11 protein-coding genes are annotated in these 15822 nt (G+C 48.7%); 8 read left to right on the forward strand and 3 right to left on the reverse strand.

Annotation, left to right across the window (positions count from 1 at the left end; genetic code table 11):
• Positions 1 to 30: 30 nt before the first annotated feature.
• The 6 genes from addB to J7E21_RS02760 all read left to right on the forward strand — a co-directional run bounded on the left by addB (position 31) and on the right by J7E21_RS02760 (position 11368).
• Positions 31 to 3495, forward strand: a complete 3465-nt coding sequence (gene addB / locus J7E21_RS02735; RefSeq protein WP_215104508.1) for a helicase-exonuclease AddAB subunit AddB — start codon at positions 31 to 33, stop codon at positions 3493 to 3495.
• Positions 3485 to 7093: a helicase-exonuclease AddAB subunit AddA gene (gene addA / locus J7E21_RS02740; RefSeq protein ID WP_215104509.1), complete on the forward strand. Its 3609-nt coding sequence runs from the start codon at positions 3485 to 3487 to the stop codon at positions 7091 to 7093. Before addB ends, addA begins: the two co-directional genes overlap by 11 nt.
• A 10-nt stretch (positions 7094 to 7103) precedes the next feature.
• Complete coding sequence (locus J7E21_RS02745) at positions 7104 to 8282, forward strand: DUF418 domain-containing protein (RefSeq protein ID WP_215104510.1); 1179 nt, start codon at positions 7104 to 7106, stop codon at positions 8280 to 8282.
• A gap of 43 nt (positions 8283 to 8325) precedes the next feature.
• Positions 8326 to 9225, forward strand: a complete 900-nt coding sequence (locus J7E21_RS02750) for a fumarylacetoacetate hydrolase family protein (protein ID WP_215104511.1) — start codon at positions 8326 to 8328, stop codon at positions 9223 to 9225.
• Positions 9226 to 9293: 68 nt separating this feature from the next.
• Entirely contained in the window at positions 9294 to 9668 is a 375-nt protein-coding gene (locus tag J7E21_RS02755; RefSeq protein ID WP_215104512.1) for a YisL family protein, read from the forward strand.
• A 239-nt stretch (positions 9669 to 9907) separates the two neighbouring features.
• Positions 9908 to 11368, forward strand: coding sequence for an alpha-amylase family glycosyl hydrolase (locus J7E21_RS02760; RefSeq protein WP_251047775.1), 1461 nt, complete (start codon positions 9908 to 9910; stop codon positions 11366 to 11368).
• A gap of 56 nt (positions 11369 to 11424) precedes the next feature.
• Here J7E21_RS02760 and J7E21_RS02765 read toward each other — a convergent pair whose 3' ends face one another.
• From J7E21_RS02765 to J7E21_RS02775, 3 genes are read right to left on the reverse strand one after another with little or no spacing between them, the layout of a single operon-like run.
• A complete protein-coding gene (locus J7E21_RS02765; RefSeq protein WP_215104513.1) occupies positions 11425 to 12756 on the reverse strand; it encodes a CoA-disulfide reductase in 1332 nt (443 codons plus the stop codon).
• A 13-nt stretch (positions 12757 to 12769) separates the two neighbouring features.
• A complete protein-coding gene (locus J7E21_RS02770; protein WP_215104514.1) occupies positions 12770 to 13621 on the reverse strand; it encodes a DegV family protein in 852 nt (283 codons plus the stop codon).
• 14 nt (positions 13622 to 13635) lie between these two features.
• A complete protein-coding gene (locus tag J7E21_RS02775) occupies positions 13636 to 14448 on the reverse strand; it encodes a Cof-type HAD-IIB family hydrolase (RefSeq protein ID WP_251047776.1) in 813 nt (270 codons plus the stop codon).
• Positions 14449 to 14581: 133 nt separating this feature from the next.
• Between J7E21_RS02775 and J7E21_RS02780 the strand changes: the two genes are divergently transcribed.
• Together J7E21_RS02780 and J7E21_RS02785 are read left to right on the forward strand one after the other, a co-directional pair.
• Complete coding sequence (locus tag J7E21_RS02780; protein ID WP_215104515.1) at positions 14582 to 15349, forward strand: alpha/beta fold hydrolase; 768 nt, start codon at positions 14582 to 14584, stop codon at positions 15347 to 15349.
• Between the two features lie 68 nt (positions 15350 to 15417).
• The gene (locus tag J7E21_RS02785) at positions 15418 to 15726 is read left to right on the forward strand and encodes a metal-sulfur cluster assembly factor (RefSeq protein ID WP_215104516.1); all 309 of its coding nucleotides are present in this window, start codon (positions 15418 to 15420) and stop codon (positions 15724 to 15726) included.
• The last annotated feature ends 96 nt before the right edge of the window (positions 15727 to 15822 follow it).

Raw genomic sequence — 15822 nt, forward strand, 5'->3', positions numbered from 1 at the left:
AACAAATGTTCTGTATAGAGGGGGGATTGGATGTCTTTACGAATCGTATACGGGCGTGCCGGGACAGGAAAAACCCGGTTTGCCCAAGAGGAAATTGTCGAGAGTTTGAAAGATCATGCTGATGGAGATCCCATTTTTCTTATCGTACCAGATCAAATGTCGTTTTCGACGGAATATAGCTTGTCTGCTGAATATGGCATGAAAGGCATGATCCGTGCACAGGCCGTGACGTTCAAGCGCCTTGCATGGCGTGTGTTGCAGGAAGTCGGGGGCATCAGCCGCAAAGAAATCGATACGTTCGGTTACCGAATGCTGATCCGCAGTCTCCTCGAAGAACACAAAGCGGACTTCCATTTGTTCAAAAGAGCTGCAGGAAAAAGGGGCTTTACGGACCAGATTGAACAATTGATCAAAGAATTCTCCCGCTATTGCATCGATTACGATGAACTCGGCAATATTCGCTCTTCGCTTGAAGAGGCAGGAGCGCCGCGCACATTGCAGGATAAAGCGGCGGACTTGGAGCTGATCTTGCTCGAAATTGACCGGCGCCTCGGGAAAGTATTCGTTGATTCAGAAGGGCATCTTGGTTTGTTGAGTGAAAAGATCCGCCACTCCGAGACGATGAAAAAATCAGCCATCTACATCGATGGGTTCACCAGTTTCACGGCGCGTGAGTTCCAGATTATCGCGGAATTGCTTAAGTATGCCAAGTCGGTATCCATCGTCTTGCCGATGGACACCGACAGTAGTCCAGAAGACGAGCAGTCGCTGTTTCATCAGCCAGCGGTTACGTCACAGCGATTGACTGAACTGGCAGCTGCTGAAGGGATTGAACTAGAGCCCGCCGTTTACTTGCAGGAACCGAAGCGCTTTATGAATCCTGAACTTTTGCATGTGGAGCGCTATTTCGAGACGTTTCCGGCGCCTTCTATAGAAGGCCAGGGGGCAGTCACGCTAGTCGAAGCGTCCAATCGGCGTGCTGAAATCCATGCACTCGCACGGTCCGTCCGCACGCAGTTGATGGACGGGTACCGCTATAAGGATATTGCCGTGCTGTACAGGCAGCCGGAAGTTTACGATGAACTGATCAATACGATTTTTCCGCAGTATGATATTCCCTATTTTATCAGCCAGAAAAAGTCGATGCTGCATCACCCGCTCATCGAGTTCAGCCGCTCTGCACTTGAAGCAATCATCGCCAATTATTCATATGAGCCGGTCTTCCGTGCTTTGAAGACGGATTTGTTTTTCCCGGAAGGCAATTTAGCCAGGTGGAGAGAACGTGGAGATCAGCTCGAAAATTTCGTGCTCGCCAACGGCATTTACGGAGACCGATGGCTTGATGATAAACGCTGGATCTATAAAAAATACCGCGGCCTGGAATTCCATTCAGGGATACAGACAGATGAGGAATTGGCTCTCCAAATGGAATTGCAGACGGTCCGCGATGTAATTAGGGATCCGCTTGAGCGCTTGAAATCGCGCCTGGGCGACTGTGTAACCGGCCGTGATTTTGCAGCAGTGCTGTTTCAGTTTGTCGAAGAACTGGATGTTTATGCGAAAATCCAAACGCTGAAAGACCGGGAAGAGGCGAATCATCAGCTGCTCGCAGCGACCGAACATGAGCAGGCATGGAATCAGTGGGTCGGCGTATTGGATCAGTTCGTCTTGATGTTCGGGGATAAAGAACTGAGCCTCCAAAGTGCTGCGCGGATTTTGGATGAAGGGTTCGAGACATTGGAATTTTCCCGCATTCCGCCATCACTCGATCAAGTCACCGTGGCGAAAATGGAACTCGCACGTTTGATGGACATCCGTTCAGTTTTTGTCATCGGAACGAATGACGGCGTCTTGCCGCAGCGCATCGAACACGAAGGGCTATTGACCGATGCAGAACGGGAGTGGTTCGAGAAGGTCGGAATCGAACTTGCGCCCAGTTCCAGAATGCGGCTGATGGATGAAACGTACATGGCCTACCGGTCGTTTTCATCCGCTTCTGATCTGTTGACGATTTCCTATCCGATTGCGGATGAAGAAGGAAAAGCATTATTGCCGTCTTTATATATTAAAAAAATCGCGGATTTGCTTCAAATCGAACCGAAACTTGCAGCGATCGGACCGGAAGAATTGCACGAAGCGGATGCGTCGGAATATATTTCTCATCCGAGAGCGACACTGGCTTACCTCGCTGCACAAATCAGAATCGGCGAGCTTACGGATCAGTGGCAGGCTGTGCTTGATTATTACCGTGAAGATCCTCTGTGGTCATCGATTATCGACCAAATCTTCAAGCCGCTAAAGCCGAATACTGCAGAGCAGCTGAGTGAACCACTCGCAGAGTCTTTATACGGTGCGCCGATCGCTTCCAGTGTTTCGCGAATCGAAACTTATAACAGCTGCGAATTTGCCCATTACGCGGCTTACGGTTTGAGATTGGAAGAGCGCAGCCAGTATCGCTTAGCGGCGCCGGCGATGGGCGATTTGTTCCACGCCGCAATCAAGTGGATTTCGGATGAAGTGATGCGCCTCGGCGTTTCGTGGTCGTCGCTGAGCAAAGAACAATGCACGGATTTGGCGAAACAGGCGATAGAGCAATTATCGCCTTATTTCGTCAATCAGATCCTGTTGAGTTCGCATCGGTACCGCTATATCCAATACAAGCTTGAGGGCATCATCCGCCAAACGGCTTTTATGCTGAGCAAACACGCGCAAGTATCGGGCTTTGTGCCGATTGCGCTTGAAGTCGGCTTCGGCACGAAGGAAGCGATTCCACCGCTTAGCATTGCGCTGAAAAACGGGCGGAAAATGGACGTCAGAGGGCGCATCGACCGCATTGACTCGACCGATATAGGTGGCAAGCCTTATTTGCGTGTAGTCGATTACAAATCATCGAAACAAGGCCTGGATTTTGGGGAAGTGTACTACGGGCTGGCGCTCCAGACCTTTACATATCTGGACGTAGCGCTCACTCACTCCAAACGCTGGCTGGGGAAACAGGCGGAGCCTGCGGGTGTGTTGTATTTCCACATGCACAATCCGATGCTGAAACTGACCAAGCTGTTGACTGCGGAACAACTGGAAGAAGAACTGTCCAAGTCATTCAAAATGAACGGCCTTGTTGTAGAAGACCCGGAAATCATCCAGGCGATGGACAATGGCATCGACGGTTATTCAAATGTCATTCCCGTGCGCCTCAATAAAAACGGATCGGTTTCAAAGGGCTCATCGAAAACAGTGGAAAAAGACGATTTGGAAACGATCCGCAAATATGTCCGCAAACAGCATGAATCTGCAGGGAATGGCATTCTTGACGGCAATACCGCCGTTAAACCGTATCGCCTGAAAGATTATACACCGTGCCAGTTCTGCAACTTTCGGCCGGTGTGCCAGTTTGATCCGAGCGACCCGGATCAGACATACCGAAGGCTGCCAGTGTTGAGTTCCGACCAGGCAGTGGAGAAAATTCGCAAGGAGGTGACAGCTGATGATACCTGAAAAACCGAATAATGTGACGTGGACAGACGAGCAATGGCAGGCGATTTGGGCAAAAGGCCAGGACATGCTTGTGTCTGCGGCGGCGGGTTCCGGCAAAACCGCGGTCTTGATCAACCGGATGATTGAAAAAGTGCTCGATGAACAGGACCCGGTTTCGGTCGATGAATTACTGGTCGTCACTTTCACTAATGCTTCAGCTGCTGAAATGCGCCACCGGATGTCATATGCTTTAGAGCAAGCGGTAGTGGCGCAGCCTGATTCTGCACATTTGAAAAAGCAATTGCGCCTGATCAACAAAGCGCAGATCTCCACCTTGCACTCGTTTTGCCTGCAGGTCGTCAAGCAATACGCCTATCTGCTCGAAATTGATCCAGGGTTCCGCATTGCAGGAGATACCGAAGCGGCTTTACTGCGTGACGATGTCATGGAGGCGGTGCTTGAAGACGCTTACGAGGGGGCGGAGCGTGAAAGGATCTACCGGTTGGCAGACAGCTTCACTTCCGATCGCAGCGACCAAGCGATGGAAATTTTATTAAGCAAGCTCTATGATTATTCGCGTGTCCATCCAGAGCCAAATCTTTGGCTCGAGCAACTGCCAAAGCTCTACGATGTGCCGGAGGATGCAGCGATAGATGATTTGCCGTTTATGGAAGACTTGAAAATGACAATACGTCATAGTTTTGAAGCGGCGCTCGATTTACTGGACGAGGGCTGGGACTTGGCGACTCGACCGGACGGGCCGGCTATCTTGGAAGAAAACTTTCGAATGGATGCCACGCTGATCCGTGCTGCGCTCGATGCCCTGGATGAGTCGTGGTCTGCGCTTCACAGTTATGCACGCAACATCCAATGGGAGCGTCTGGCTTCGGTGAAAAAAGATTCGTGCGATCCGCAGTTGGCAGAACAAGCAAAGGCACGCAGAAACGAAGCGAAAAAACTCTTCAATGATGTAAAAGACGGCTATTTTGCCCGTGCTCCTCACCGCCTGCTCGAGGAAATGCGTGAAATGGCTCCGCTTATGCGGACTTTGGTCGATTTGACGAAGAAGTTTGCACAAGGTTATCATGCACTCAAAATCGACAGGGGCTTGGTGGATTTCTCGGATCTGGAGCATTATGCACTAGAGGTTTTGAGTGACGGCGGGCAACCGTCTGCGATTGCCATTGACTATCGCGCGCGCTTTAAAGAAGTCTTGGTCGATGAATACCAGGATACGAACATGCTTCAAGAAACGATTTTGAACTTGGTCAAATCCGGTTCGGAACAAGATGGCAATCTATTTATGGTCGGCGATGTCAAACAGTCGATTTACCGTTTTCGACTGGCGGAGCCGATGCTGTTTCTCGGCAAGTATTCCCGCTTTAGCCGGACAGCGGATGGAACTGGTTTGCGCATCGATTTAAACGCCAACTTCCGGAGCCGCAAAGAAGTACTCGATGGAACCAATTATTTATTCTCCCAAATCATGGGCGAACGTGTCGGCGAGATCGATTACGATGAAGACGCGGCGCTAAAGCCGAAAGCCCCTTACCCCGATCAGGTTGTGCCGATCGGCTTGACGCTCATCCATGAACCGGACACGGAAGAAGAGGCGGAGGAAGCGAATAGCGAGATGGACAAATCCCAATGGGAAGCCCGCTGGATTGCGGGGGAAATCAGGCGAATGATGGATTCCGGCGCTACTGTGCACGACCCGTGGAGTGGAAAAGAACGGCCGCTCGAATACCGGGACATTGTTGTGCTCATGCGTTCGATGACATGGTCAGGAGATTTTTCCGATGAGTTTAAAATGGGCGGCATACCACTATATGCTGAGCTGAACGGTGGTTATTTCGATGCCCTTGAAGTGATGATCATGCTCAACACATTGCGCGTTGTCGATAACCCTTATCAGGACATCCCGCTTGCCGCTGTGCTTCGCGCCCCGTTTTTCGGCTTGCAGGAAAATGAACTTGCTGCTATCCGATTGGCCGATCAAAAGGGAACATTTTATGATGCGTTAAAAGCATTCATCCGTATCGGTTCGATGGAGGAAGCGACACGAGCGAAGCTCCGCCGTTTCACGAACAACTTGGAACAATGGCGCAATTTAGCACGCCGTGGCTCTCTATCGGAGTTGATTTGGCAAGTTTATATGGACACGAATTACTACGAAATGGCCGGGGCCATGTCCAATGGCAAGCAACGCCAGGCGAACTTGCGTGCACTTCACGACCGGTCGCTTGAATACGAGAAAACGGCGTTCCGAGGATTGTTCCGCTTTCTGCGGTTTATCGATCGCATGCGTGAGCGCGGGGATGATCTAGGGACGGCGAAATCTTTGAGTGAAAAAGAAAATGTTGTCCGTCTCATGACGGTCCACAAATCAAAAGGCTTGGAATTTCCCATCGTCTTTTTCGCTGGAACGGGGCGTCAGTTCAATGAAATGGACTTCCATAAACCGTATCTGTTCGATCAGCAATACGGGCTCGCAGTGAAAGCAGTCAATCCCGATACACGTCTCGAATATACGTCACTGCCTTATCTTGCGGTCAAAGAGATGAAGCAATTGCAGATGAGAGCGGAAGAAATGCGCGTATTATATGTGGCGATGACCCGTGCAAAAGAAAAACTGTATTTGACTGCATCGGTAAAAGAACTCGACCGGCTGTTCGAAAAATGGAAAACCGCCACCGGTGAGGTTTTGCTGCCGGATTTCAAGCGTTCACGTGCCAAATCCTACCTGGACTGGATTGGCCCAGCCGTTTCCAGACACCCGGATGCAAGCGAACTGCACACCGGCGGAGATGTAATGGAGCATCATTCCCGCTTCCATGTGGAAATCGTCGAAACACAGTCTCTTGAAGAGCCGCCGCTGCTGCTCGACGCACAGCAGCACCGTCCGGAATCAAGTGAAGATAGCGCTTTGATCCAGAGTCGTTTCGATTTCCGCTATCCTCATCAGCGTGCAGTCGACAAGCGTTCCAAACAGTCGGTGACCGAGATGAAGCGCCTACAGCTATTGCAGCGCTTGGATGAGCCCGAATCGTTCATCCAGAATTTCCAGCCGAAAACGCAAAAAGCGACGCCTCACCGGCCTGACTTTTTGATGGACCGGAAATTATCGGCAGCGGACATCGGCACCGCAGTCCATACCGTGATGCAGCATTTGCCACTTGAGCGCCGCCTTAGCCTAGAGGAAATCCGTCAATTTTTAGATGATTTAGTCGGGCGTGAAATCCTCACGCAAGAAGAAGCCCAAGCGGTCAAAGTACAAGAAGTCGAAGCGTTCTTCCAAAGCGCAACAGCAGAACGGCTCATGAATGCGGATGACATCAAAAGGGAAGTCCCGTTCACGTATGCGCGTGCCGATGAAGACGGGGACCATCAGATTGTCCAGGGGATCGTCGATTGCTTGTTCTTGGAAGATGGGGAATGGGTGCTGCTCGATTACAAAACAGACAAGACTCGCCAGCTGAGCGATATCCAGTCGGCGATGAAAGAGCGCTACAGCATCCAACTATCAGTTTATCAGGAAGCAGTGGAAGCGATTTTGCGCATACCGATCAAACAACGTCTTTTATATTTGTTCTCCACTAGCGAAGAAGTGGAAGTCTAGGAGGATTATTTTGAAATTACAGCCTATTTCTTTACATGAACGGGTGGAAGCCATTGATTTGATGAGAGGTTTTTCGCTGCTTGGCATTCTACTCATCAATATGTTGGCGTTCCATACCCCGTATTCTTATATCGATCCGTACAAGTGGTTCAGCGGCAACACGGATCAAGCGATTTTCACCGCTTTGGATATTTTCGTTCAAGCAAGTTTTTACCCTTTATTTTCCATGCTGTTCGGCTATGGACTGATGATGCAGTTTTTGCGGGCCGAGAAATTTGAGCAGCCGTTTATGCCGGTCGCCGTCAAGCGCTTATTGGTGCTGTTGGTATTCGGTATCGTCCATGCGTTCTTAATTTGGTACGGGGATATTTTGATCACTTACGCCATTATGGGCCTATTGCTGATCGGCATGCTGCGTTTGCCTGCGGGCTGGCTGTTAGGTCTCGGTGTGATGCTTTATGCGCTGCCGCATCTATTGTTTACGGTCATTATGTTTATGGCGGTCGCGGTGGATCCGAATATATACATCGGCTATCAGGAAGCGGAGAGATCGATTGCTGCCTATCAATCTGGCAGTTTCGCAGAAATCTTCAGCCGCCGGCTAACAGATTGGTATTACGTTAATAATCCGTTCAGCTTTATCATTCTAACGGTCACCATTTTGCCGCTAATGATGGTCGGTGCGGCTGCAGCTAAATGGCGGATGATTGAACTGGCCGCAGAAAAGAAGAAAATCTGGTTGGCGCTTGCAGTAAGCACGCTAGTTGTCGGTCTGCTACTTAAATCTGCTCCTTATCTATTCGATAAAAACTATGCTTATCAATATGTACAGGAAATTTTCGGTGGGCCGCTTGTAGCAATCGGCTATGCTGCGGTCATTGCTTTGTGGTCCCAGAAGTTGAGCTTCACAAGAGCGATGTCACCGCTGATCAAAGCTGGCAGAATGTCGATGACGATTTACATTACCCAATCGATTCTCGCGACGAGCATCTTTTATTCATTCGGCTTCGGATTATATGGCCAAGTGGGTCTGTTGACCGGCACATTAATCGCTCTTGGGATATTTGTCATTCAATTGATTTTTGCGGAACTCTGGTTTGTCAAATTCACCCGCGGTCCGATTGAAATGTTGTGGCGCCGGTGGACGTACGGAAATAATTTTGAAAAAAGCAACAATTCAAAACGCTGAATGTGTATAATGAATGCAATCATAGAAAAGGAGTGTTTGATGAATGAAACTTCTATCGTTTCGCTTTCAAGGAGAAGAACGTTTTGGACCAAAGGTAAAAAAAGAAGAAGCCGTGTGGGATGCCCTCGCAATCCAAGAGCAGCTGAATGTCTTGCCGGAGTTTCCGGAAAAGCTGATTGACGGAGTGTCACAAGGGATGGAGTTTGTGGAACAGATCCGCAAATTGACGGAAGCGGCTGTCCAATCGGAAACCCCTGAGCAATTCAAACACTCTTTTTCGGAAATCGAATGGCTCGCGCCGATTCCGAAACCACCGAAAAATGTCATTTGCATCGGCAAGAACTATGCTGATCATGCAGCAGAAATGGGCGGTCAGGCACCTATCGACATGGTTGTCTTCACCAAAGCGGCGAATAGCGTTGCGGCCGACGAAGAGACGGTGCCGGCACATGCAGATGTGACGGATTCTTATGACTATGAAGGCGAACTCGCTGTGGTCATCGGGAAAGCCGGGCATAAGATTCCAAAACAGATGGCATACGATTATGTCTTCGGTTACACGATTGCCCTCGATTTGACGGCGCGTGACCTGCAGGAAAAGCATCAGCAATATTTCCTAGGAAAAAGTTTGCCGGGGTCCTGCCCGATGGGTCCTTATCTCGTCACGAAAGATGAAATTCCGCAAGCGCAGAACTTGTCTGTCGTCACTAAAGTGAATGATGAAGTCCGTCAAAACGGCAACACGGAAAATATGATCCGCCGCGTCGATGAGCTGGTCGCTGAAATTTCCAAGTCTGTTGCGCTTGAACCGGGCGATATCATTTTGACCGGAACCCCTGCTGGTGTCGGCAAAGGTTTTAACCCGCCGAAGTTTTTGAAGGCGGGCGATACGATCAAAGTATCTATCCAATCGATCGGGACACTCGTCACACATTTGTCATAAGGAAGAATCACTTCTCCTTGTCCTGCTTGTGGTAAACTTGATAGGACTATATTAAATGAGGTGAGCTTTTGGGATTTTTAACTGATACAACACATTTACACATTACTGTGTGGGTGGTAGGCGTCATTCTTTTCCTCGTAGCGGCATTTATGCAGCGCGACAGCAAAGGACGCAAAATCGTCCACATGGTTACGAGATTGCTCTACGTTTTGATTATCATAACAGGGCTGACATTGTTCATCGCGCATTCTTCATTCGATGCAATGCTATACGGCTTGAAATTCCTATTCGGACTATTGACGATCGGAATGATGGAAATGGTGCTCGTGCGCGGCAAGAAGCAAAAGCCGGTTACGTTATTCTGGGCATTGTTTGCAGTATTCTTGTTCGTGACTTTGTTCCTCGGCTTCAAATTGCCGATCGGTTTCGATTTCTTAGCATAACATGCGTAAATTAGGCTCTCTTTTCATTGTTAGCAGCAGCTGACGGTGGAAGGGGAGTTTTTTTGGGCGAAATAGGTCACTTTAAATGAAGCCGACAGTTCGCCAGTCTTCACAGTTTGGACGAAACTGGCGATGAACTGCCTAGCTGTCACGAACTTGACCTGGCGGCAGGTAGGGGAGTTTGATAAAATAGACCGGGTGAGCAACAATCTTGACCTCATTGAAGGAGGGTTACGGAATTGAAAAGAAAAAGCATAATTTTGGCGATGATAGCGGCTTTACTATGGCCATCAGCTGGCATTTCGGCTGAAGAAACACGCACGATTGAAGATGAAATCATTTACGATGTCCTCGTAGACCGCTATTTCAATAAACTGATACAGAATGACTATGAGGTGGATTCAACAGATCCGTCCAGATTCAGTGGCGGTGATTTTGCAGGGATGGAAAGTGAAATAGGCCATGTCCGGGAGATGGGATTCACTGTTTTGTCGATCGGATCTGTCTTCCAATCAGCAAGTTATGATGGTAAAGAGGTTATCGATTATGGGCAACTGGAACGCCATTTTGGAACATCTGAAGAATTTTTGGCACTGATTGAAAAAGTCCATTCGGATGATATGAAGTTGATCGTCGATTTGCCGACTCAAACTTTGAACGCTGAACATAGCTGGACAGCAACAAATCCGGAATGGTTTACCGAAAATGAGGATGGCACAATAGCGCTCGATACGGACAATGAACAAGTACAGCAGGCGCTGATCGAAATGTTCCAGCAGTTCCGTGCTGACTATCCGATTGACGGCGTACGCTTGCAGCAGTCGGATGAGCTGAGCCCGGCATTCGTCGAGAGCTTTTCCAATGCGTTAAAAGAAGACGGTGGATTTTATGTGCTGGCGGATGCGGAAATGCCAGCACAGCCCGGGTTTGATGCTGTGGTGCAAGAAGGCGTAGAAGACACGTTGCGCAATAGCTACCGCGTGTTTGATCAGCCGCTGACCGCTGTGCCGGACCTGATGGAGCAATCAGCAGGGAATTTGATCCAAGTCGATTCACTCAACGGTTCGCGTTTTACATCAGACATCGTGGAATCAAGAGGCTACCCGCCGACCCGCTGGCGGATGTTATTTGCGCAGCTGCTTACGATGCCAGGGATCCCAGTCGTCCAATACGGTTCGGAAACAGCGATGAACGGTGAAGCGCTGCCCGATTCACATCAGATTTTGGATATGGCAGTAGAAAAAGAATTGGTCGATTACATTACAAATTTAACTACATTGCGCAACTCCTCAGAAGCATTGCGTACCGGGGAGCTTGAAATGCTTCACGAAGAAGAGGGCTGGATGGTTTATAAGCGTTCAAACGAAGAAGAAGCATGGATTATCGCCATCAACAATTCTTCGGAAACAAAAAACCTGACACTTGACCAGGAAATCATCGGAGACGATATGGAACTTCGTGGTTTGTTCGAAAATGATATTGTCCGCCCTAATGATGATGGGCAATACCGTTTGACGTTGAACCGGGAACTTGTGGAAACGTATCATATTACCGAAAAAAGAGGGCTGAATACGGCGTACGTCGCAACTCTCGCCCTCATGTACTTGGTCTTTATGGGCTTCCTATGGGTTGTCTGGAAAAAAGGCAAGCAGCGAAAAGCCGATGAAGCGGCGAAAAAACAGCAAGCGAAAGAAATTTAATGAGAAAAAGCCGCGGTAGGATTTGTATCCTACCGCGGCTTTTTGGTGCTGAAAAATTATTCGATCGCTTTATAGCTAATCATATTGACCGGGTCTTTCGGTGAGGAGAACGGCGGAGCATAGCATAATTCTAGCGCCTGCAAATCGTCGATCGTGAGCCCTCCATAAATTGCAGTAGCAATTACATCGATGCGCTTATCTACTCCCTTACCGCCGACACATTGAGCGCCGAGGATTTGCCTAGTCTCAGGGTTGTAATGGACTTTCAAGGTCAATTTGCTGTGGTCAGGGTAGTAACCCGCATTCGAATTTCCGGTGTGGGTGACTGTTTTTGCTAACAGGCCTTTTTCGTTGATTTGCGTTTCGGTCAAGCCGGTCATCGCAGCATCCAGATCAAACACTTTCAGAATGGATGTGCCGAGCAAGCCTTTTTTCGCAATGGGACTGCCGGTGATGTGGCGCGCCGCAAGGAATGCTTGCCGATGTGCAGGAACTGCAAGGGGCACACGTTTCGGATCACCTGTAATAAAGTCGCTGTTTTCAGTGGCGTCCCCGATTGCATAAATGGCCGGATCATCTGTTTGCATAAACTCATTAGTACGGATGCCGCCTGTCTCGCCGATGCTCAAGCACGCTTGTTCAGCGAGCGCAGTATTGGGTTTAAAGCCGATGCTCATGATGACTAAATCACTTGCGAGGCGTTTGCCATTGGAAAGGTGGGCTTCTTTTTTATCGATCTTTTCTATGACGGCATCGGTATGGACATCGATGTTGTGCCTTTCGAGTTCTGAGTGCAGCAACTTGGATAAGTCTTCATCCAAAATCGATAGGATGGCACTCGACTTATGGACGATAGTGACCTCAAGGCCTAAATGGCAGAGGTTTTCGGCCATTTCCAAACCGATGAAACCAGCGCCGGAAACGACGCAATGGGACGGCTTTTCACGGTCGATAAAAGTTTGAATGGCCTGCATATCAGCATAGCTGCGCAACGTGAAAACATTGCCTTTATCCAATCCGGCTATTTCCGGCATGATGGCACTGCCGCCTGGCGATAAAATCAACGCATCGTAAGAATCGCTGAATTCATCACCTGTACTCAGGTTGCGGACCAGCACTTGTTTTTGAATACGATCGATTTCGACGATTTCATGCGCCAGCAAGACATCGATGTTGCGCTTGTTTTTGAATTGATCCGGGTTTGCCATGATGATCGAGCTTTCCTCTTCAATGACGCCGCCAATGACGTAAGGGGTTCCGCATGCAGCATATGACATCGTTGAATCCCGGTCGTATACGGTGATCGCCATATCTTTATCATAATAGCGGAGCTGCGAAGCGGCTGTCGCCCCGCCGCCTACCGCACCAACTATGATCACTTTCTTCATGCGATTCCACTCCTCAATTAATTTGGTTAAAGAAGAACAAAGCAAGTGTGCCCGGTCCTGTATGGGAGCCGATGACAGATCCGACCATATGGACTTCGATGTCTTTTGGTTGGTATACGGATTCGATTTCTTCTTTTAAAGCATTCGCAAATTCCAGATCATCGGCATGGCTGATGGCCATCGTTTGCTGGTCCAAATCCTGTCCGCGCTCTTTCATCAATTCGATCATCCGTTTGATGACTTTTTTCCGGCCGCGCAATTTCTCGATCGGTACGAGCTTGCCTTCTTCAACATGGAGCAACGGCTTGATGTTCAGCAAGCCGCCGACAAATGCGCTACCTTTGGAAATCCGGCCGCCTTTGGCCATATAGTCCAAATCTTCGACAGTAAACAGACTTTCGAGATGGTCGGCCTTAAAACGGACTTTTTCGATGATGTTCTCTAAGCTTTCTCCAGCATTGCGCAATTTCGCTGCTTCTTTAACGAGCAGGCCATAGCCGAGCGATGCCGCTTTGGAATCCAAAATTGTCAGTTTCAAATCCGGGTATTCTTCCCGCACTTGATCTGCCACCATCACCGCTGTCGCGTATGTACCCGACAGTTCAGATGAAAAAGCAATATAAAATCCTTCGTCTCCGTCTTTCGCCAATTGTTCGAATGCCTTCATCATCTCTTCCGGAGACGCTTGAGAGGTTTTCGGATGAACGCCTGAGCGAATGGCATCATAGACTTTCATGGAATCGATCGTCCGGATATCCTCGTATTCCTCATCGCCGATATGGACGCGCAAAGGGAACAAGACAACCTCTTCTTGTTCAAAAAAATCTTTCGGTAAATCAGACGCGCTGTCTGCAAATAATCTCATGGATACTCCTCCTTTTAGAATTTTAGTTTTAAACGGTCCATCAGCAGTTCTGCGATGCCGTCTTCGTTATTGCTCAACGTAATTTCGTTCGCAATGTTTTTCAGCGGTGCAATGGCGTTGCCCATCGCGACCCCGACTCCTGCATAATCAAGCATTTCCAGGTCATTATCTTCATCGCCGAAAGCGATGATCCGGTCTTTGGAGATGCCGAGTGATTTTGATACGCGGTCAATGCCGACTGCTTTGTTCATGCCGGAACGGACAACTTCAATTACGTGCCACGGTGCACCCCAGCGTCTATGGTCGATCACTTCCGCGTGCACTGCAGACAAATGTTCATGAATGGCTGGGACTTTTTCGAACGGTGCATGGATCAGTATAGAAGTGGGATCAGTTTTTAAGTAATTCCGCAAATCCCCAGTTGTGATGCTCGGATCCCCAAAGCTGAATATATCCATTAATTTCTTATCGTGATGGTGTACGTATACATCATCCAACACTTCCGCAACAATATTATGGAAATCAAAATCATGCATCGATTCCACAACTTCGTGGACAATATCCAAGCCGATCGGCGTATGATGCAGTCCCCAGAGATCATCTTTCGGATGATGGACGAATGCTCCGTTAAAATTGACGATGGGGGTCGTTAACCCAAGTTCGCGGTAATATATTTCACTGGCACGATAAGGGCGGCCAGTAGCGATCATAATTTGATGCCCTGCTTGTTTTGCTTTATTCAAAATGTGTTTGGTTTTTGGTGAAATGGCTTTTTGGTCTGTCAGTAAGGTACCGTCCAGATCCAATACGATCAAATGTTGCTTCATTATAATCCGGCTCCTTTCTATCTCTCTTCAGTTTAGCGATAACCTTGCCTATTCGTCAAAAAACCTGATCAATAGCTGACGATTTGCGCGGCTTGAAAAAAATTGGTAGCATTTAGGTAAAGGAGTGAGGCGCATGAATGTCGCGAAAGAATTGTGGGGCCATATCCCTGTTTTACATATTACACCAGAAGGCCATAAGGGCGGTGCATTGCCGACAGTTATTTTTCTCCACGGTCACACAAGCGCCAAAGAACATAATTTGCACTATGCTTGGCAACTGGCCCAAAAAGGAGTCCGCGTCATTTTACCGGATGCCCTGCTTCACGGAGAGCGTGATGAGTCGCAAGATGAAGTTCAAATCAGCTTGCGCTTTTGGGAAATCGTGCTGACATCCATCGAAGAGCTCAGCTTTTTGCATACAGAGCTGAGTAAACGCGGTTTGGCAAATGATGAACCTGCAGTTGGCGGGACGTCGATGGGCGGCATCACGACGCTCGGCGCATTGACGACCTATCCATGGATCAAAGCAGCAGCAGTGATGATGGGTTCCGGCAATTACGTGGAACTGGCAAAAGCACAAATGCGGCAATACGAGTCACGCGGCTTTGAATTGCCGCTCACCGATGAAGAAAGGGCAGGGATGCTCCAAGCTTTGTCGCGCTTTGATATTAGTATGAACCGGCAAGCTTTGAGTGGGCGTCCAGTCTTTTTCTGGCATGGCGTAAAAGATCCGACGGTTCCATTCGAGCCGACAAAACGGCTGTATCATGCGCTTCAGCAAGATTATGCAGACTATCCGGAACGTTTGACGTTTATGAAAGAGACCGAGGCTGCCCATGCAGTCAGCCGGAACGGCATGCTCGCTGCTACCGAATGGCTTGTTAGGCAAGTGAAGAGCTAAGCAAGTGGATGTCAATTCGTTTCGATGTTTGGTAAGATAACTAGTAACAGGAAAAGGAGGGATGCTCAATGGATCAAGAAACAAAAGACTATCTATTAGGCGCTTTGGAAAACGTCATCGACCCTGAACTTGGAGTGGATATTGTGAACTTGGGTCTTGTTTATGATGTCGAACTGTCCGAGGACGGCTTCTGCGTGGTGACAATGACTTTAACTTCAATGGGGTGCCCAATGGGACCGCAAATCGTCCAAATGGTTAAAACGGCCTTGTACGAACTTCCGGAAGTTGAAGAAGTCGACGTAAAAATCGTCTGGACACCTGTCTGGAGCAAAGATCATATGTCACGCTACGCCAAAATGGCGCTTGGCGTCCGATAAAAGTGTTTAAAACCTGTCCGGCTTCTGCTGGGCAGGTTTTTTTCAATGAGCATTTCGGTTGCAAAAAACAGATGGATTTTTTATAATTGAATTAGT

This window comes from Planococcus sp. ISL-109 (assembly GCF_018613655.1).
In the GTDB taxonomy this organism is placed as follows: domain Bacteria; phylum Bacillota; class Bacilli; order Bacillales_A; family Planococcaceae; genus Planococcus.